Origin of the sequence: Kocuria sp. CCUG 69068 (assembly GCF_020833785.1) — a bacterium.
GTDB classification, from domain to species: Bacteria; Actinomycetota; Actinomycetes; order Actinomycetales; family Micrococcaceae; genus Kocuria; species Kocuria rosea.
The window spans coordinates 15,807-33,258 of sequence record NZ_PDDL01000033.1; the positions used below are offsets into that span (position 1 = coordinate 15,807).

General features: G+C 72.1%; 16 protein-coding genes. 6 read left to right on the forward strand and 10 right to left on the reverse strand.

The window, feature by feature from the left end:
• The first annotated feature begins 207 nt into the window (after positions 1–207).
• Both clpB and CRM73_RS08575 read left to right on the forward strand, forming a co-directional pair.
• Entirely contained in the window at positions 208–2,823 is a 2,616-nt protein-coding gene (clpB, locus tag CRM73_RS08570) for an ATP-dependent chaperone ClpB (protein ID WP_017832576.1), read from the forward strand.
• Between the two features lie 254 nt (positions 2,824–3,077).
• Positions 3,078–3,302: a DUF3073 domain-containing protein gene (locus CRM73_RS08575; RefSeq protein ID WP_031282554.1), complete on the forward strand. Its 225-nt coding sequence runs from the start codon at positions 3,078–3,080 to the stop codon at positions 3,300–3,302.
• A 144-nt stretch (positions 3,303–3,446) separates the two neighbouring features.
• Here the strand turns inward: CRM73_RS08575 and purM are convergent, their stop codons facing one another.
• The 5 genes from purM to CRM73_RS08600 are packed head-to-tail and all read right to left on the reverse strand — an operon-like array spanning position 3,447 to position 8,241.
• Positions 3,447–4,607 (reverse strand): phosphoribosylformylglycinamidine cyclo-ligase, encoded by a 1,161-nt coding sequence (purM, locus tag CRM73_RS08580; RefSeq protein WP_095650388.1) that lies wholly within the window; start codon positions 4,605–4,607, stop codon positions 3,447–3,449.
• 1 nt (position 4,608) lies between these two features.
• Positions 4,609–6,390: an amidophosphoribosyltransferase gene (purF, locus tag CRM73_RS08585; protein ID WP_229587383.1), complete on the reverse strand. Its 1,782-nt coding sequence runs from the start codon at positions 6,388–6,390 to the stop codon at positions 4,609–4,611.
• Positions 6,391–6,395: 5 nt separating this feature from the next.
• Positions 6,396–6,830 (reverse strand): hypothetical protein, encoded by a 435-nt coding sequence (locus tag CRM73_RS08590; protein ID WP_017832572.1) that lies wholly within the window; start codon positions 6,828–6,830, stop codon positions 6,396–6,398.
• A gap of 10 nt (positions 6,831–6,840) precedes the next feature.
• A complete protein-coding gene (locus tag CRM73_RS08595; RefSeq protein ID WP_017832571.1) occupies positions 6,841–7,206 on the reverse strand; it encodes a sterol carrier family protein in 366 nt (121 codons plus the stop codon).
• Between the two features lie 3 nt (positions 7,207–7,209).
• Positions 7,210–8,241, reverse strand: a complete 1,032-nt coding sequence (locus CRM73_RS08600; protein ID WP_229587384.1) for an asparaginase — start codon at positions 8,239–8,241, stop codon at positions 7,210–7,212.
• A gap of 106 nt (positions 8,242–8,347) precedes the next feature.
• On the opposite strand from CRM73_RS08600, the gene purD reads away from it, so the two are divergent.
• Positions 8,348–9,670 (forward strand): phosphoribosylamine--glycine ligase, encoded by a 1,323-nt coding sequence (purD, locus tag CRM73_RS08605; RefSeq protein ID WP_229587385.1) that lies wholly within the window; start codon positions 8,348–8,350, stop codon positions 9,668–9,670.
• Positions 9,667–10,647 carry a phosphoribosylaminoimidazolesuccinocarboxamide synthase gene (locus CRM73_RS08610; RefSeq protein WP_229587386.1) on the forward strand — a complete coding sequence of 327 codons (981 nt, stop codon included), beginning with the start codon at positions 9,667–9,669 and terminating at the stop codon, positions 10,645–10,647. The genes purD and CRM73_RS08610 overlap by 4 nt, the downstream gene beginning before the upstream one ends.
• Before the next feature lie 14 nt (positions 10,648–10,661).
• On the opposite strand, the gene CRM73_RS08615 is transcribed toward CRM73_RS08610, so the two are convergent.
• Genes CRM73_RS08615 through CRM73_RS08625 form a run of 3 tightly spaced genes read right to left on the reverse strand, consistent with a single transcriptional unit; the run spans position 10,662 to position 12,406 of the window.
• Complete coding sequence (locus tag CRM73_RS08615) at positions 10,662–11,003, reverse strand: MGMT family protein (protein ID WP_229587388.1); 342 nt, start codon at positions 11,001–11,003, stop codon at positions 10,662–10,664.
• Positions 11,000–12,211: a histidine kinase gene (locus tag CRM73_RS08620; protein WP_229587391.1), complete on the reverse strand. Its 1,212-nt coding sequence runs from the start codon at positions 12,209–12,211 to the stop codon at positions 11,000–11,002. The genes CRM73_RS08615 and CRM73_RS08620 overlap by 4 nt, the downstream gene beginning before the upstream one ends.
• A gap of 36 nt (positions 12,212–12,247) precedes the next feature.
• A complete protein-coding gene (locus CRM73_RS08625) occupies positions 12,248–12,406 on the reverse strand; it encodes a hypothetical protein (protein WP_172604378.1) in 159 nt (52 codons plus the stop codon).
• Between the two features lie 219 nt (positions 12,407–12,625).
• Between CRM73_RS08625 and CRM73_RS08630 the strand changes: the two genes are divergently transcribed.
• On the forward strand, positions 12,626–13,309 hold the full coding sequence (locus CRM73_RS08630; protein WP_126350350.1) for a response regulator transcription factor: 684 nt from the start codon (positions 12,626–12,628) through the stop codon (positions 13,307–13,309).
• A 443-nt stretch (positions 13,310–13,752) separates the two neighbouring features.
• Here CRM73_RS08630 and CRM73_RS08635 read toward each other — a convergent pair whose 3' ends face one another.
• Together CRM73_RS08635 and CRM73_RS08640 are read right to left on the reverse strand one after the other, a co-directional pair.
• On the reverse strand, positions 13,753–14,472 hold the full coding sequence (locus tag CRM73_RS08635) for a FadR/GntR family transcriptional regulator (protein WP_229587401.1): 720 nt from the start codon (positions 14,470–14,472) through the stop codon (positions 13,753–13,755).
• Positions 14,473–14,589: 117 nt separating this feature from the next.
• Positions 14,590–16,242, reverse strand: a complete 1,653-nt coding sequence (locus CRM73_RS08640; RefSeq protein ID WP_229587393.1) for an L-lactate permease — start codon at positions 16,240–16,242, stop codon at positions 14,590–14,592.
• A 269-nt stretch (positions 16,243–16,511) separates the two neighbouring features.
• On the opposite strand from CRM73_RS08640, the gene CRM73_RS08645 reads away from it, so the two are divergent.
• On the forward strand, positions 16,512–17,363 hold the full coding sequence (locus CRM73_RS08645; protein WP_229587395.1) for a (Fe-S)-binding protein: 852 nt from the start codon (positions 16,512–16,514) through the stop codon (positions 17,361–17,363).
• The last annotated feature ends 89 nt before the right edge of the window (positions 17,364–17,452 follow it).

A 17,452-nucleotide genomic window follows, 5' to 3' on the forward strand; every position in this document is an offset into this window, starting at 1 on the left:
CTCGCGAGGCTCGCCCGGCGGGGGTCCGTGCTGTTCCACGGGACCGCGGCGGGTCGCCGGCACCGAGCGGGCACAGACCCCTGTTGCCCGGGAGTTGAGTGCGCTAGACTCAAGTTAGCTGAACTGCCCGGCCGCATCCATTGGTGATCGGCGCCGGGCCGGTTCGTCCCCGATCCGTTCCAGAACGTCCCTCGCCAAGGAGCCGCAGTGGAGACCAAGTTCACCACCAAGTCCCAGGAGGCGCTCTCCGCCGCCTCCACCAACGCCTCGACCGCGGGCAATCCGCAGGTCGAGCCCGCCCACCTCCTCAAGGCCCTCATGGACCAGCGGGAGGGTGTGGCCGTCGCCGTCCTGAAGGCCACCGGGGCCGACGTCGACGCCGTCTCCGCGCAGGCCAGCGCCGCCATCAAGGCCCTGCCCTCCGCGTCCGGCTCCTCCACGGCCCAGGCCCAGTTCAACCGGGGCGCGCTGCAGGTCATCCAGGCCGCGGAGCAGTTCGCCCAGTCCCTCGGCGACGAGTACATCTCCACCGAGCACCTCCTGTACGGCCTCGCCCAGCAGGAGGGGAAGGTCGGGGAGATCCTGCGGGGCGCGGGCGCCGGACCCGACCAGCTGAGGACCGCCGTCCCGTCCGTGAGAGGAGACCGCCGCGTGACCACACCCAACCCCGAGGGCACCTTCCAGGCGCTCGAGAAGTTCGGCGCCGACCTGACCGCCATGGCCCGCGAGGGCAAGCTGGACCCCGTCATCGGGCGGGACTCCGAGATCCGGCGCGTGGTGCAGGTGCTGTCCCGCCGCACCAAGAACAACCCCGTCCTGATCGGCGAGCCCGGCGTCGGCAAGACCGCCGTCGTCGAGGGCCTCGCCCAGCGCATGGTCGCCGGGGACGTCCCCGAGTCGCTGCGCGGCAAGACGCTGATCTCCCTGGACCTCGGGTCCATGGTGGCCGGCGCCAAGTACCGCGGCGAGTTCGAGGAGCGGCTCAAGGCCGTGCTCGAGGAGATCAAGGACTCGGAGGGGCAGATCGTCACCTTCATCGACGAGATCCACACCGTGGTCGGCGCCGGCGCCGCCGAGGGCTCGATGGACGCCGGGAACATGCTCAAGCCCATGCTGGCCCGCGGCGAGCTGCGCCTGATCGGCGCGACCACCCTGGACGAGTACCGCGAGAACATCGAGAAGGACGCCGCCCTGGAGCGCCGCTTCCAGCAGGTCTACGTCGGCGAGCCCTCCGTGGAGGACACCGTGGCGATCCTGCGCGGGCTCAAGGAGCGCTACGAGGCCCACCACAAGGTGCAGATCGCGGACGCCGCGCTCGTCGCGGCGGCCACGCTGTCCAACCGGTACATCCCGGGCCGGCAGCTGCCGGACAAGGCCATCGACCTGGTCGACGAGGCCGCCTCGCGGCTGCGCATGGAGATCGACTCCGCGCCGGAGGAGATCGACCAGCTGCGCCGCGCCGTCGACCGCCTGACCATGGAGGAGCTGGCGCTGGAGCGCGAGACCGACCCCGCGTCCGTCGAGCGCCTCGCCGCGCTGCGCCAGGAGCTGGCCGACAAGAAGGCGGACCTGGACGCCCTCAACGCCCGGTGGGAGGCCGAGAAGGCCGGCCTGAACCGCGTCGGAGACCTCAAGGAGCGGATCGACAACCTGCGCTCGCAGGCGGAGATGGCCCAGCGCCAGGGCGATCTCGCGGAGGCCTCCCGGCTGCTCTACGGCGAGATCCCGGCGCTGCAGAAGGAGCTCGACGCCGCCCAGGAGCAGGAGGACACCTCCGCCCCGCACGACACCATGGTCTCCGAGGAGGTCACGGCCGACGACGTCGCCGAGGTGATCTCGGCCTGGACCGGCATCCCCGCCGGGCGCATGCTCCAGGGCGAGACCGAGAAGCTGCTGCACATGGAGGAGGTGCTCGGGAAGCGGCTCATCGGACAGCACCGGGCCGTGCAGGCCGTCGCCGACGCCGTGCGCCGCTCGCGCGCCGGCATCTCCGACCCGAACCGGCCGATCGGCTCCTTCCTGTTCCTGGGTCCCACCGGCGTGGGCAAGACCGAGCTCGCGAAGTCCCTCGCGGAGTTCCAGTTCGACGACGAGCGCGCGCTGGTGCGGATCGACATGTCCGAGTACGGGGAGAAGCACACGGTCTCCCGGCTGGTCGGCGCCCCTCCGGGCTACGTCGGCTACGAGGAGGGCGGCCAGCTCACCGAGTCGGTGCGGCGCCGCCCGTACTCGGTGGTCCTGCTGGACGAGATCGAGAAGGCCCACCCGGACGTCTTCGACATCCTGCTGCAGGTGCTCGACGACGGCCGGCTCACCGACGGGCAGGGACGCACGGTGGACTTCCGCAACGTGATCCTGATCCTCACCTCCAACCTGGGCAGCCAGTTCCTGGTGGACCAGACCATCGAGCCGGAGGCGAAGAAGCAGGCGGTGATGAACGTGGTCAACGCCTCGTTCAAGCCCGAGTTCCTGAACCGGCTCGACGACGTGATCCTGTTCGACCCGCTGTCCACGTCCGACCTGTCGAAGATCGTGGACATCCAGGTCGCCCAGCTCGCCGAGCGCCTGGGCCAGCGCCGCCTGCGCCTGGAGGTCACGCCCGCGGCCACCGAGTGGCTGGGCCTCACCGGCTACGACCCGGCCTACGGTGCCCGGCCGCTGCGCCGGCTGGTGCAGCGGGAGATCGGGGACAAGCTCGCCAGGGCGATCCTCTCCGGGGCGGTCGTGGACGGGGACGCGGTCCGGGTCGACGTCGACGCCGACGTCGTGGCGGACGGGCTCACCGTCACCGCCGTGTCCGAGCGGGCGCACGCCGCGGACTGAGCTGCGGGGCGCGCCGCCGGCCGGCGGGCCGCCGTCGGGGAGCCCCGGCGACGGCCCGCCGCCGGGGCTCCCCGACCGCGTTCCGCCCGCCTCCCGTGAGGTTGCCGACAGTCCACCGCGCCGGTCCCGGGCCGGGCGCAACGGGCTGACAAACCATGTACCCTGGTCTCACGAACCATTCATACGACATTTCCGGGGCCGTACTCTGTGCCAGAGTGCCGCCGTCCGGACCAAGAGACAGAGGGGGTCACGCCATGGGGCGCGGCCGTCAAAAGGCGAAGGCGACACGGCAGGCGCGGGAGATGAAGTACTTCAGCCCGCAGACCGACCTCACGGCACTCCAGCGGGAACTGCGCGGCAGCGAGCAGATGCCCCCGCTGCGGGAGCCGGTCCAGGAGACCGTCGAGGAGGACGAGGACGACTACTCGGCCTACGTCGACAAGTACGCCGACGACTACGACGAGGACTTCCGCCGGTAGCCACCGGGAACTCCGCTCGTCTCCACCGCACGACGCAACAAGGTGCCCGTCCAGGACGAGCACCTTCTTCGCGTCCCCGCGAACAGCGAACGCCCCGCCGGTCGGCGGGGCGTTCGCTGTTCCTCCGGGGCTCTGCGGGCCGGATCAGCCCGTGTAGGCGTTGACCATGCGCACCGCGCCGCCGTCCACGCCCTTGGCGCCCTGCACCCAGTCGGGCCCGCCGTGGTCCGCGTCCGGGTCGATCCCGTCCACGGTGCCCATGACCCACGAGGGCAGGCCCCGGGCCGTGAGGTGGGCCACGGCGGCGTCGGCCGCCGACGGGTCGACGATCGCGACCATGCCCACGCCGAGGTTGAGGGTCCGCTCGAGGTCGGGGAGGGGGACGTTGCCGAGCTGGCTGATCAGCTGGAAGATCGCGGGCAGCTCCCAGGTGCTGCGGTCCACCGTGGCCTCGAGCCCGGCGGGGAGCACCCGGGCGAGGTTCGCGGCGAGGCCGCCGCCGGTCACGTGGCTGAAGCCGCGGACACCGCGGCCCGTGGTCCGGTCCGCGCCGTTGACGGGGAAGGCGGCGGCGAGGTCGAGGACGTCGGCGGCGTAGACGCGGGTGGGCTCCAGCAGTTCCTCGCCCAGGGTGCGGCCGAGCTCCGAGACCTGCCGGTCCAGCGACCACCCGGCCACGTTGATGACCTTGCGGACCAGGGAGTACCCGTTGGAGTGCAGGCCGGAGGAGGCCATGCCGATGACCACGTCGCCGGCGCGCACGCGGTCCGGGCCCAGCAGCTCGTCGGCCTCGACCACACCGGTGGCGGCCCCCGCCACGTCGTACTCGTCCGGGGCCAGCAGGCCCGGGTGCTCGGCGGTCTCGCCGCCGACCAGGGCGGTGCCGGCCTGCTCGCAGGCCGCGGCGATGCCGCGCACGATGTCCGCGATCCGCTCGGGCACCACGCGGCCCGTGGCGATGTAGTCGGTCATGAACAGGGGCTTGGCGCCCACCACCACGATGTCGTCCACGACCATGCCCACGAGGTCGAAGCCGATCGTGTCGTGCACGTCGAGGGTCTGGGCGATCGCCACCTTGGTGCCCACCCCGTCGGTCGAGGTGGCGAGGTAGGGCTTGCGGTAGGTGAGCAGCTCCGAGACGTCGAACAGTCCCGCGAACCCGCCGACCCCGCCGATCACGTTGGGGGTGTGCGTGGCCTTGACCGCGCTCTTCATGAGCTCGACGGCGCGGTCTCCCGCCTCGACGTCCACGCCCGCGCTGGCGTAGGTGACGGTGCGGTTCGTGGAGGAGGGGGGCTGGGCCATGTCAGGCGTCCTTCGCGGTCTCGGGCTGGGCGGCGTGCTGGGATCCGGGCCCGGCGGGCCCCGTGGTCGTGCGGGCGGCGGGGACCCGGTCCTCCGGCAGGATGAGGTCCTCGAGGTCGGCGTCGGGCCCGGGGTCGCACCCGGTGGAGGTCTCCTGGACGCCGGGGTCCTCGTCGGAGATGCTGGTGCGCTCGGCGGGCCGGCGGGAGAGGCCGTCCGTGGCCGAGGGGCGGGTGTCGATGGACACGGCGGAGGCGTGCTCCGGCCGCTGCGCCACGGCGGATCCGCCCGGGGCGCGGCGGGGCGAGGAGTCCACGGGCGTGCGGGTCTCGAAGACGTTCTTGCCCAGCTTGTCGGCGTCCGGCAGCCGGGTGGGGTACGTCCCGGAGAAGCACGCGGTGCACAGCTCCCCGCGCTCCTGCAGGGTGGCCGCGATCATCCCGTCCTCGGAGATGTAGCCGAGGGAGTCCGCGCCCAGGGACGCCCTGATCTCCTCGACCCCGAGCCCGTTGGCGATCAGCTCCGCGCGGGAGGCGAAGTCGATGCCGTAGAAGCACGGCCACTTGATGGGCGGGGAGGAGATCCGCACGTGGATCTCGGCGGCCCCGGCCTCCCGCAGCATCCGGATGAGGGCCCGCTGGGTGTTCCCGCGCACGATCGAGTCGTCGATGACCACGAGCCGCTTGCCCGCCACCACGGACTTCAGGGGGTTGAGCTTGAGCCGGATGCCCAGCTGGCGGATGGTGTCCGAGGGCTGGATGAACGTTCGTCCCACATAGGCGTTCTTGACCAGGCCGTTGCCGAACGGGATGCCGGACTCCTCGGCGTAGCCGATGGCCGCGGGGGTCCCGGACTCCGGGGTGGGCATGACCAGGTCCGCGTCGATGCGGTGCTCCCGGGCCAGCCGGCGGCCCATCTCCACGCGGGACTCGTACACGGAGCGGCCGTTGATGGTGGTGTCCGGGCGGGCCAGGTAGACGTACTCGAACACGCACGCGGCGCGGCGGGTCTCGGCGAAGCGCTGGGAGCGCAGGCCGTGCTCGTCGATCACCACGAACTCGCCGGGCTCGATCTCCCGGACCAGGGACGCGCCCACGATGTCCAGCGCCGCGGTCTCGGAGGCCACCACCCAGCCGCGCTCGAGCCGGCCGAGGACCAGCGGCCGGATGCCCTGCGGGTCCCGGGCGGCGTAGAGGGCGTTCTCGTCCATGAACGCCAGGCAGAAGGAGCCCACGAGCTGGGGGAGCAGGTGCATGGCCGCGTCCTCCAGGGAGCCGTGCGGGTGCTCGGCCAGCAGCGCGGTGACCAGCGCGGTGTCCGTGGTGTTGCCCTGCGCCATCTCCCCCTGGGAGGGGAAGCCGGACTTGTCGATCAGCTTCTCGTAGAGCTCCGCCGAGTTGGTGAGGTTGCCGTTGTGCGCGAGCGCCACGGTCCCGTGCGGGGTGGCGCCCAGCGTGGGCTGGGCGTTGGCCCAGTGGGACCCGCCCGTGGTGGAGTACCGGCAGTGGCCCACGGCCAGGTGACCGGTCAGGGTGGTGAGGGTCGCCTCGTCGAAGACCTGCGAGACGAGGCCCATGTCCTTGTACACCGCGATGCGGTTGCCGTCGCTCGCGGCGATGCCGGCCGACTCCTGGCCGCGGTGCTGCAGGGCGTAGAGGCCGTAGTAGGCCAGTTTCGCGACCTCCTCGCCGGGGGCCCACACGCCGAACACGCCGCACGCGTCCTGGGGGCCCTTCTCTCCGGGGAGCAGGTCGTGGCTGAGTTGTCCATCAGGGCGAACCACGTCGATCAGCCTTCTCTCGAGCTTCGGGGGTCGGTGGGCCGGGGCGCGTCGCCCGGCGCCCCGGACGGGGCGTCGTCGTCCCCGTCCACGACCTCGGTGGTGACGGCCCGCGCCCGGGCCACGGAGACCCGGTCCAGCACGAGGGCCAGGACGGCGCCGGCCGCCAGGCCCAGGACCGTGCAGACGGAGACCATGAACAGGGTCACGGCCCCCTGGGTGAACTCCGCGCTTCCTCCGCCGGACAGCCCCACGAGCACGCCCACCACGGCGCCGAGGACGCCGCCGAGCAGGACGAACGCCCAGATGTTCGGGGCGCGGCGCAGGGTCATCTGCTGGCTGCCGGAGGCGGCCAGCGGCACGGCCGTCCGCACCCGGCGGCGCCGGCGCGGGAGCTTCCGCGGGGACGGGCGCGCGGAGGGGGAGGAGGGAGTGGAGCTCATGCCCTCAAGGCTACCGGGGAAACAGGGGGAGGGCGTCCGCGAGATCGGTCCTTGTGCCCGAGGCCACAGCGGCGCCCGAGGCGACGGCTTCCGGCCAGGTCACGGCCCCCGTCACCAGGCCGAGCCACGTGCGGGCGTCGGTCTCGACGACGTTGGGCGGGGTCCCGCGGGTGTGCCGGGGACCGGCCACGCACTGGGTCACGCCGAAGGGCGGGACGCGCACCTCCACGCTGTTGCCGGGCACCCGCTCGGCGAGCTCCTCGAGGGTGTAGCGCACGGCGGTGGCCACGGTCCGGCGCGGGGTGCCGTCCGGGTCCGCGCGCCAGGCGCTCAGGGCCAGGGTCCCGTCCGCGGGGTCGACGCGGCGGCGGGCCACGGCCTAGTCCTGCCCGAGCGCCCGGACCAGCTCCGGGCCGAGCAGCTCCAGGAGGGGGTCCGCCAGGCGGAGCCGGCCCACGGGGCGGGACCCGCCCATGACCGGGCGCACCACCTGCCCGATCACCGCGGCGGCCGCCGCGGCGGGCACGGCCCCGGCGTGGGCGAGCAGGGCGAGGCCGATGAGGGCGTTGGCGCGGGACCCGCCGTCGAGGACCTTGAGCGCCACGGACCACCCGGTGCGGGTGCCGAGCGCGAGCACGCCCTCCGCGCCGAGCTTCGCCACGACGTCCAGCTCCTCCATGACCACGGTGTTGTACCTGCCCCGCCCGTGCACGAGCTCCGGGTAGTCGAGCATGCACTGGGAGACCGTGGCGGCGCGGGCGTCGGCGTCGAGGTTGCCCGCGGCCCGGCCCAGCGTCGAGTACGCCCGGGCGAGGCCGGTCAGGGAGATCGCCGCGAGGGGGGCGCCGCACCCGTCCACGCCCACGTGGGCCACGCGCTCGCCGGAGAACTCCTCGACGGTCTCCAGCACGGTCCGCTGCAGGGGGTGCTCGGGGTCCAGGTAGCTGTCCGTGGGCCAGTCGTTCTCGGTGCAGGCCCACAGGAACGCGGCGTGCTTGCCGGAGCAGTTCATGCAGATCCGGCTCTTGCCGCTGCCGGCCCGCACGAGCTCCGTGCGGACCTCCTCGTCCTCGGGCCAGTCGGGCGGGCACTGGAGCGCGTCCTCGGTCAGACCGGCGGCCGTCAGGATCGAGCTCACGGCGTCGAGCTGCTCGAAGGAGCCGATGTGGGACGCGGAGGCGATGGCCACCTGGGCCCCGCGCAGCGGGACGCCGGCCTTCATGGCGGCGATGGTCTGGAACGGCTTGAGCGTGGAGCGGGGGAAGATCGGGGTGCCGATGTCGCCCAGTTCGACGGCCACGGCCCCGTCCGGGTCCAGGACCACGGCGGAGCCGCGGTGGCGGGACTCGACGAAGCCGCTGCGCTCGAGCACGGCGAGGTCCACGGCACGGTCCGAGGTGAAGGTCTGCATCGCCCCAGTATGTCAGCGGGGACGGGAATTCCCGGCGGGTCCGAGGCCGTGCCCGCATGCCGGGAACGATGTGCCACTTCCCGGTGCCGCCAACTAGCCTGAGGGCGTGAAGGTTCTGGTACTGGGCCCCGGAGGCCGCGAACACGCAATCATCCGCGCACTGCTGGCAGATCCCGAGGTCGAGCAGGTGCACTGCGCGCCGGGCAACGCCGGGATCGCGCAGCTCGTCCCGGTGCACGCCGTGGACGCCGACGACCCCGCCGCGGCCACCGCGCTGGCGCGCGAGCTCGCGGTGGACCTCGTCGTCGTCGGCCCCGAGGCCCCACTGGTGGCCGGGGTGGCCGACGCCCTGCGCGAGGCCGGCTTCCTCGTCTTCGGTCCCTCGCGGGCCGCGGCGCGGCTCGAGGGCTCCAAGGCGTTCGCCAAGGAGGTCATGGCCTCCGCGGGGGTGCCCACCGCGATGGCGCGGGTCGCGACCACGGAGGAGGAGGCCGCCGACGCCCTCGACACCTTCGGCGCCCCCTACGTGGTCAAGGACGACGGGCTCGCCGCCGGCAAGGGCGTGGTCGTCACCGCCGACCGCGCGGAGGCGCTCGAGCACGCGGCCGCCTGTTTCGCCGCGGGTGGGAGCGTGGTGATCGAGGAGTTCCTGGACGGGCCCGAGGTGTCCCTGTTCGTGCTGACCGACGGCTCCCGCGTGATCCCCCTGAGCCCCGCGCAGGACTTCAAGCGGATCCACGACGACGACGAGGGCCCCAACACCGGCGGGATGGGCGCCTACACGCCGCTGCCGTGGCTGCCGCAGGGCTTCGTGGAGGAGGTCGTGGAGCGGGTGGCCCGCCCCACGGTCGACGAGATGCGCCGCCGCGGCACCCCGTTCGTGGGCGTGCTGTACTGCGGGCTGGCCGTGACGACCCGCGGTCTGCGGGTCATCGAGTTCAACGCCCGGTTCGGGGACCCCGAGACCCAGGCCGTGCTGGCCCGGCTCACCACCCCGCTCGGGCGGCTGCTGCACGACGCCGCCGCCGGGCGCCTCGACGAGGCCGAGCGGCTGCGCTGGCGGCCCGAGACGGCCGTCGCGGTGGTCGTCGCCGCGCAGTACTACCCGGACAGCCCCCGGAAGGGCGACCCGATCGGCGGGCTGGAGGACGCCGAGGCGCTCGAGGGCGTGCACGTGGTCCACGCCGGCACCGCGGTGGCCCCGGAGGGCGAGCACGCCGGGCGGATCGTCTCCGCCGGCGGGCGGGTGCTCGCCGTCGTGGCCCTCGGCGCGGACCTCGACGACGCCCGCGAGCGCGCCTACCGGGGCGTGGGGCTCGTGGCGCTCGAGGGCTCGCAGCACCGCACCGACATCGCGCTGAAGGCCGCCCGGGGGCTGGTCACCGTTCCCGGCGCCTCCGCCCCCCGTCCCCGTCAGGAGCAGGCATGAGCGAGCAGGGCACCGTCACCACCCCACCCGAGATCCCCGGGTGGAGGCACATCTACTCGGGCAAGGTCCGGGAGCTCTACGTCCCCGACGAGTCGCGGCTGCGGGCCACGGGCGTGGCCATCTACGACGACGCCGAGTACCGGGCCGGCTCGGTCCTGGTGCTGGCCACCGACCGGATCAGCGCCTTCGACGAGATCCTCCCCACGGAGATCCCGGACAAGGGCAAGATCCTGACCCAGCTGTCCCTGTGGTGGTTCGAGCAGCTCGCGGCCGTGCCCAACCACGTCCTGTCGACCGACGTGCACGAGTCCGTCCGGGGGCGGGCCGTCGTCTGCAAGAACCTGTCGATGTTCCCCGTGGAGTGCATCGCGCGCGGCTACCTGACCGGATCCGGGCTCAAGGACTACCAGGAGACCGGTGAGGTCTGCGGGATCGAGCTGCCCCCGGGGCTCGTGGACGGCTCCCGGCTCGCCGAGCCGATCTTCACCCCGACCGGCAAGGCGGAGGTGGGCGAGCACGACCTCCCCATCACCTTCCAGGAGATGGCCGACGGCGTGGGCCACGCGGTGGCGGACCGGCTGCGCGAGCTGACCCTGGAGATCTACACCGCCGCCGAGCGGATCGCCCGCGAGCGGGGGATCATCGTGGCGGACACCAAGGTGGAGTTCGGCCTGGACTCCTACCGCGGGGCGATCACCCTCGGGGACGAGGTCCTCACCCCGGACTCCTCCCGCTTCTGGGACGCCGAGACGTACGAGCCCGGCAAGGCCCAGCCCTCGTTCGACAAGCAGTACGTGCGGGACTGGCTGCGCTCGGACGAGTCCGGCTGGAATGGGGCCGGCCCCGTGCCCCCGCTGCCGGAGCAGGTGGTGGAGCGGACCCGCGCGCGCTACGTCGAGGCGTTCGAGCGGCTCACCGGACGCACCTTCGACCCGGACGGCAGCTTCTTCGAGGTGGCCGGCCCGCTCGAGTACTGACGGCGGGGGCGGCGTCAGGCGCCGGGGGAGTCGGGCGTCCACAGGGCGCGGCCCATGTCCACGCGCACGAGGTGCCGGTCGTCCTCCCGCAGGGGAGTGCCCTCCTCGCGGTACCGGTCCCGGGCCTCGGCCTGCAGGTGGTCCGCGAGGGTGCCCTGCACGGTGACCACCCGCCACCACGGGAGGTCCGCGCCGGTGGGGTTGCGCGCCATGAGCGTGCCCACGAGGCGTGCGGAGCGGCACTCCGCGAGCTCCGCGACGTCCCGGTAGGACAGCACCCGGCCCGGCGGGATGGCGGCCACGACGTCCGCCACGCGCCGTGCCAGGCCGGGGTCCGGCGCGGCGCGCTCGGTCACAGGGCTTCCCGCCCGTCCACGGGCAGGCACACGTCGAGGACCCACTGTCCGTCCGCGGAACCGCTCTCGGCGTGGCCGCCCAGCAGGGAGACGCGCTCCGCGATGCCGCGCAGGCCGAGTCCCGAGGACAGCTCCGAGGAGTGGGCGCCCGTGCGCTGGGTGCTGCGCGGCAGGGGATTCGCCACGCGCAGGCACAGCTCGTGCTCGTCCGCCGTCACCTCGATCCGGCAGCGGGACCCGGCCGGGGCGTATTTGATGATGTTCGTGACCGCCTCCTGCAGGATGCGGGCGGCCGTGCCGCGCACGGTGGTGGGCATGGCTTCGAGATCGCCCGTGATGACCACCTCCGGCTCGAAGCGCAGGTCCCGCAGGCTGGCCGCGAGGGACGTGACCACGTGCTCCAGGCTGCCGATGGCCAGGCCGGCGCCCGTGACGTCCCGGGGGTGCTCCCCGTCGTTCTCGTCGCGCAGCAATCGGAGCATCACGCGCAGCTCGTGCAGTGCCGAGCGGGCGGCGTCCTCCACGGTCTCGAGGACTCGGTGCAGCTCGCCGACGTTCCCGGAGCGGCGCCGGCTCATGGTCTGCATGGTGATGAGGGTGAGCTCGTGGGCGACGACGTCGTGCAGGTCGCGCGCCAGCGCCCTCCGCTCGGCCTCCCGGAGCCGCTCGTTGAGAATCTCTAGGTCCCGGACCTGCTGCTCGTTGCGCCGCCGCTGCTGGCTGAAGTAGCGGAGGGCCGCGCCGACGAGGAAGGAGACGAGCAGGACGGCAACCAGCCCCCAGAAGACCGAGGGCTGATCCGGACGTCGCCACCAGGCCATCAGGACCCACACCGCGTAGATGATCAGGTGAGCCTTCACGAAGGCTGTCGTAGCGGTGGCCAGGACGGCGATGGTCACCACGACCACCGCTGTGTTGACCGAGCCGTAGTCGCCCAGGATCAAGGACAGCAGGAGACAGCTTCCGGAGAAGATCGACGCCCAGGTGCTCCGCCAGGCGACCATCGCGAGCGCGCCGTACGTCAGGATCGCGTTCACCGCGTACCAGACGTCGACCAGTTCGCCCTCTCGGAACTGTTCGGCCAGGGCCCTGATGTCCGCGGCGAACCAGACCACCGCGCAAAGAATGATCACCACGCACAACCAGCGAGCGACAGGCTCGGCGTCGAAGAACGACGTGGGTCCGGTGGTGCGTGGTGGTCGGCGCATGGGTGCAATTACATCAGTCACACCCATAGGTCTAGCTCACCGGCAGAAGGAGGACCACCAGTTGCACCACACGTAACGGCTGAACTGGGGGGTCTGGACCATCGCGCCGGCGTTCGCGGGGGCCACGGGGCCGACGATGAAGGACGCGGCGAGGGCGGCAGAGGCAACAGCGGTGGCAAGCTTCTTCTTGGACATGGGGGGCTCCTTGGATCACGAGGACAGCACCGGATCGGGGGGTTGCGGCCGGGGTGGGGGGAGAGATCTCCCAGTCGCGAGGGGGGTGTGCTGCCCTGGTAGTTTCCATTTTGCCAACGTTAACCGGACGAGCCTATCGACCTTTGTCCAGACCATTTGTGACTTTTGTCGAATATGACGTGTTGCACTTTGGGGGACATCGAAAAATAGACTGTGCGAGTGACTGATTGCAGAGTGCTTGTCGTGGACGACCAGCCGTTGATGCTGGAGGCCCTGAAGTCCTTCTTCTCGGCCGAGCCCGGTTTCGAGGTGATCGGGACCGCCGCCAACGGGCGCGAGGCCGTGGACCGATGTCTGGCGATCGACCCGGACGTGGTGCTGATGGACATGAAGATGCCCGTGATGGACGGGATCGAGGCCACCCGGGAGATCACCTCGCGCAGTCCCCGGTCCAAGGTGCTGGCCCTCACGACGTTCTCCACGCTGGAGTTCGTGGTGCCGGCCCTCCGCGCCGGTGCGGCCGGCTATCTGGTCAAGGACGCCCGGCCGGACGAGATCATCGACGCCGTCAACCAGGTGCTCAACGACGAGATCGCCCTCTCCCCGGCGATCGCCCGCGCGCTCGCGGACAACGTCATCTCCGTGCCGGACCAGCAGCAGCCGGCGCGGTCGGCGGACACCGGTCTGCGCTCCCTGCTGACCGACCGGGAGATGGAGACCGTGACGCTCCTGGCGCAAGGGCTGAGCAACCGGGAGATCGCCGAGCAGATGCACGTCTCCGAGGGCAGCGTGAAGGCCTACCTCGGGCGGGTCTGTGAGAAGTTCGGCGTCCGCGACCGGGTGCAGGCGCTGATCAAGGCGTACCAGAGCGGGCTCGTGGATCCGCAGCTGCGCGATCTCTGAGTCACTGGCCCCCTCGGCGGTCCCGGGTCCGGACGGAAGTCCAGGAAAGTTGTAGACGAAAGTGCATTCATCTGCATTAGCAAACCCGGCATAGTGATCAGTGCGAGCAGAGAAGAAAAGTCGGTGGATGAGTGAGAGACATCCCCACGGCGCACGGCCCAACCCCCCATGAGGCCGAGCCCCGGACCGGATGGTCCACCGACCTGCTCACGGTAGGGGGCCGCCCCGGGACAGTCCCCCCTGGACCTGGGATGTGGCCGCGCAAGGCCTGGATCACCTTGCACCCCCCCTCGGCCGATGGCCCCCTACCGTGCAACATCTGCTCCGCGGACCTCGCAGACGAGAACGGCCCCACCGGAACCGGTGGGGCCGTTCTCGTGCGTCCGGCGCCTCTGCCGGATCGTCCGGCCGGGCCCGGGGCCCGAGCCCTCAGGGTCGTCCGGTCACGCCCGCCGGTCCTGCCCCTCCTGAGCGGCGGCGCTGTGGCCGAAGAACCAGGTGATGTGCTCCCGCAGCGCGGCGGCGGCGTCCGCGCCCCGGCGCTCCTGGAAGGCGCGCAGGATCTCGCGGTGCTGCTCCTGCAGGGTGCGGCGCACCTGCGGCCAGTCGTCCAGGCCGGCGACGGTCTCCTGCACGTACCCGATGGTGGCCTGGCGCAGCGAGGCCATGATCGTCTCGACCACCACGTTGCCGGCCAGGGAGGCGAGCAGGATGTGGAACTGCGCGTCGTGGGCGTGGAAGCGCTCGTCCGGCAGGTCCGGGTCCTCCATGGCGGCCACGAGCTCCGCGGCGCGCCCGAGCACCGCCGCCCGCCCCGGGGTCTCCGCCGCGGCGGCCGCCTCGCGGGCGGACTGGGTCTCGAGCAGCAGCCGGGTCTGCACCAGGTCCCGCACCGGCAGCGACCGGTTGGCCACGTGCATCCGCAGCGCCCACCCGAGCGCGGCCGAGGGCTCCGCGATGACGATCGCCCCCGCGTTCGGCCCGGACCCGGTCGACGAGCGGACCAGTCCCATGGCGTCGAGGATCCGGATCGCCTCCCGCACCGAGGCGCGGGAGATGCCGAACTCCTCGGCCAGGTGGCGTTCCCCGGGCAGCTTGTCGCCCACCGAGATCTCGCCCGAGCGCAGGCGCTCCTCGAGCCAGTCGAGGACGACGGTGTACATGCGTGCGGCTGCGGGCACGGGGGGCTCCTCAGAGGGTGGGCGGGACGCGGACCAGTCTAGGGAGGCGGCGGGGCCCCGCCGGACCGATCGGTCCAGCGGGGCCCCGGGGCGTTGTGCTCAGGAGGTCGGGAGCATCCAGGCCAGCACGTTGGACTGCAGGAACACCAGGGTGCACAGCAGCAGGAGCAGGCCGAGGGACCACCAGATGACCGAGCGGAAGATGGCGGACTCCTTGCCCTCCATGCCCACCGCGGTCGCGGCGATGGCCAGGGACTGCGGCGAGATCATCTTGCCCACCACGCCGCCGGAGGTGTTCGCCGCCGTCATGAGGTGCGGATCGAGGCCGGTGCCCTCGGCGGCGGTCTTCTGGAGGTTGGAGAACAGCGCGTTGGCGGAGGTGTCGGAGCCGGTGACCGCGGTGCCCAGCCAGCCGAGCACGGGGGAGAGGAACGCGAAGGCCGCGCCGAGACCGGCCACCCAGGTGCCGATCGAGATGGTCTGGCCGGACGTGTTCATGACGTAGGCCAGGGAGAGCACGCTCATGATGGTCAGTGCGGAGAAGCGCATCTTCCAGAACGAGCGCCCGATCTCCGCCACGGCGTTGCCCACCGAGAGCCGGAAGCGGCCGTTGCCGTGGAACACCGAGTAGATGACGGCGACGAGCAGGCCTGTGATCAGCAGCAGCGTGCCCGGGCTGGAGAGCCACTGGAACTTGTAGATGGTGCTCGTGACCGGCTCGCCGGCTGCGTTGAGGAGGTGTCCGTGCAGGCCCGGCCAGGGGATGGAGATGTCGGTGGCGGCCAGGGCCCCCGGGATGCTCACGCCGAGGGTCCACAGCTTGGCCAGGCCGAAGACCGCGACCACCAGGACGTAGGGCAGCACGGCCATCCACACGCGTGCCGGGGTCAGCCCCTCGGGTGCGGGAGGCTTCTCCACGCCGAGGCGGGTGCGGACGGCGTCGGCGCCCTTGGGGCGCCAGAAGCGCAGGAGGATCACCGCGGCGGCCAGGCCGGTGAGGGAGGCAACCACGTCGGTGAGCTCGTAGGAGAAGTACGTGGCGCACCACCACTGGGCGATCGCGAAGGAGACGCCGATGACCAGCGCGGCCAGCCACGCCTCCTTGAGCCCGCGCACGCCGTCGATGATGAACAGCAGGATGAACGGCACCATGACCGCGAAGAACGGCGCCTGGTGGCCGACGACCGCGCCGATCCGCGCGGGGTCCAGGCCGGTCAGCACGCCGGCGGTGGTGATCGGGATGGCGATCGCGCCGAACGCCACGGGCGCGGTGTTGGCGATGAGCACCACGGTGGCCGTCTTCAGGGGCTTGAGCCCCAGCGCCAGGATCATGGTCGCGGTGATCGCGACGGGCGCGCCGAAGCCGGCGAGGGCCTCGAGCAGGCCGCCGAAGCAGAACGCGATGAGCACGGCCTGGATGCGCAGGTCCCCGCCGCCGATGGTGTCGAAGATGGTTCGCAGGTCCTCGAAGCGGCCGCTGAGGACGGTCACCTGGTAGAACCACAGCGCCATGACCACGATCCACACGATGGGGAACAGGCCGTAGACCGCGCCCTGGGTGGCGGAGAGCAGTGTGAGGGAGAGCGGCATGCCGAAGGCCAGGACGGCGACGACGATCGCCGCCAGCAGCGCGGTGGCGCCCGAGACGTGGGCGCGGGCCTTGACGCCCAGCAGCATGACGAAGAACGTGAGCAGAGGGATGGTGCCGACGAGGGCGGAGAGCGCGACGCTCCCGCCGACGGCATCGGTCATCGCGGTAAAGGTGGTCACTCGGACTCCCAGGGACGGGGACGGACGGAACGGTGCGTGGCCGACGGGGAACGCGTCACGGCTATGGTCGGACCACAATGGTCTGACCACGAAGAGTACATGAGCCACGTCACACGGCCAACCGCTCTCCCGAGGTGGCGCGATCGTTGCGCCGGTCGATTGTGTGACGGGGTTCACCGGTCTAGCATGGTCAGACCACAGGCGGCCCGGCGTCGTCGTCCCGTCTTCCCGCTCCCGACTCCGGAGGTCGCATGAGAATCGCCCTGTTCGCCACGTGCATCGTGGACGCGATGTATCCGCGGGTCGCGCTGGCCACCGTGCGGGTGCTCGAGCGGCTCGGCCACGAGGTGGTGTTCCCGCCCGGCCAGGGCTGCTGCTCCCAGATGCACGTCAACAGCGGCTACTTCGACGACGCCCTGCCCGTGGTCCGCAACCACGTGCAGGCCTTCTCCGCCGTGGACTACGACGTCGCCGTGGCGCCCTCGGGCTCCTGCGTCGCCTCCCTGGGCCACCAGCAGCCGATGATCGCCCGCGCCGGCGGCGACGAGGAACTGGCGGCGGCCGCCGCAGCCGTCGCCGCCACCACCTACGAGCTCTCGCAGCTGCTGACCGACGTGCTCGGCGTCCACGACGCGGCCGCGCAGCTCGGCTCCTGGTTCCCCCACCGGGTGACCTACCACCCGTCCTGCCACGGGATGCGGCTGCTGCGCCTGGGGGACCGGCAGAAGGACCTGGTCGCCTCGGTCGGGGACATCGATTTCGTCGAGCTGCCCGACGCTGAGGAGTGCTGCGGCTTCGGCGGGACCTTCTCGTTCAAGAACCCGGATGTCTCCGCCGCGATGGCCGAGGAGAAGATCGACAACATCGTCTCGACCGGTGCCGAGCTGTGCACCGGGGGAGACGCCTCCTGCCTGATGCACCTGGGCGGGGCCATGAACCGCCGGGGAACGGGTGCGGGCACCGTCCACTTCGCCGAGATCCTCGCGTCCACCCGCGAGAACCCGCTCGAGGTCTCCGGGCCGGTCGAGCTGTCCATCCCGGGGCCGGGGGCGCGCCGCACGGCGTCGTCCTCGGCCCCCCGCACGACCGGAGGAGCTCGATGAGCCGCACGGCCCTGGGCATGCCCGCCGTCCGCCCCGTCCACGGCCAGGGGAACCTGCACGCGCAGACCGCGTTCCCCGCCGCGGCGAAG

Coding starts and splice junctions, on each gene's coding strand:
- CRM73_RS08575 (WP_031282554.1), top strand. CDS start 3,078: ATGGGGCGCGGCCGTCAAAAGGCGAAGGCGACACGGCAGGCGCGGGAG.
- purM (WP_095650388.1), bottom strand. CDS start 4,607: ATGGCCCAGCCCCCCTCCTCCACGAACCGCACCGTCACCTACGCCAGC.
- CRM73_RS08590 (WP_017832572.1), bottom strand. CDS start 6,830: ATGAGCTCCACTCCCTCCTCCCCCTCCGCGCGCCCGTCCCCGCGGAAG.
- CRM73_RS08600 (WP_229587384.1), bottom strand. CDS start 8,241: ATGCAGACCTTCACCTCGGACCGTGCCGTGGACCTCGCCGTGCTCGAG.
- CRM73_RS08610 (WP_229587386.1), top strand. CDS start 9,667: ATGAGCGAGCAGGGCACCGTCACCACCCCACCCGAGATCCCCGGGTGG.
- CRM73_RS08620 (WP_229587391.1), bottom strand. CDS start 12,211: ATGCGCCGACCACCACGCACCACCGGACCCACGTCGTTCTTCGACGCC.
- CRM73_RS08625 (WP_172604378.1), bottom strand. CDS start 12,406: ATGTCCAAGAAGAAGCTTGCCACCGCTGTTGCCTCTGCCGCCCTCGCC.
- CRM73_RS08635 (WP_229587401.1), bottom strand. CDS start 14,472: ATGTACACCGTCGTCCTCGACTGGCTCGAGGAGCGCCTGCGCTCGGGC.
- CRM73_RS08640 (WP_229587393.1), bottom strand. CDS start 16,242: ATGACCGATGCCGTCGGCGGGAGCGTCGCGCTCTCCGCCCTCGTCGGC.
- CRM73_RS08645 (WP_229587395.1), top strand. CDS start 16,512: ATGAGAATCGCCCTGTTCGCCACGTGCATCGTGGACGCGATGTATCCG.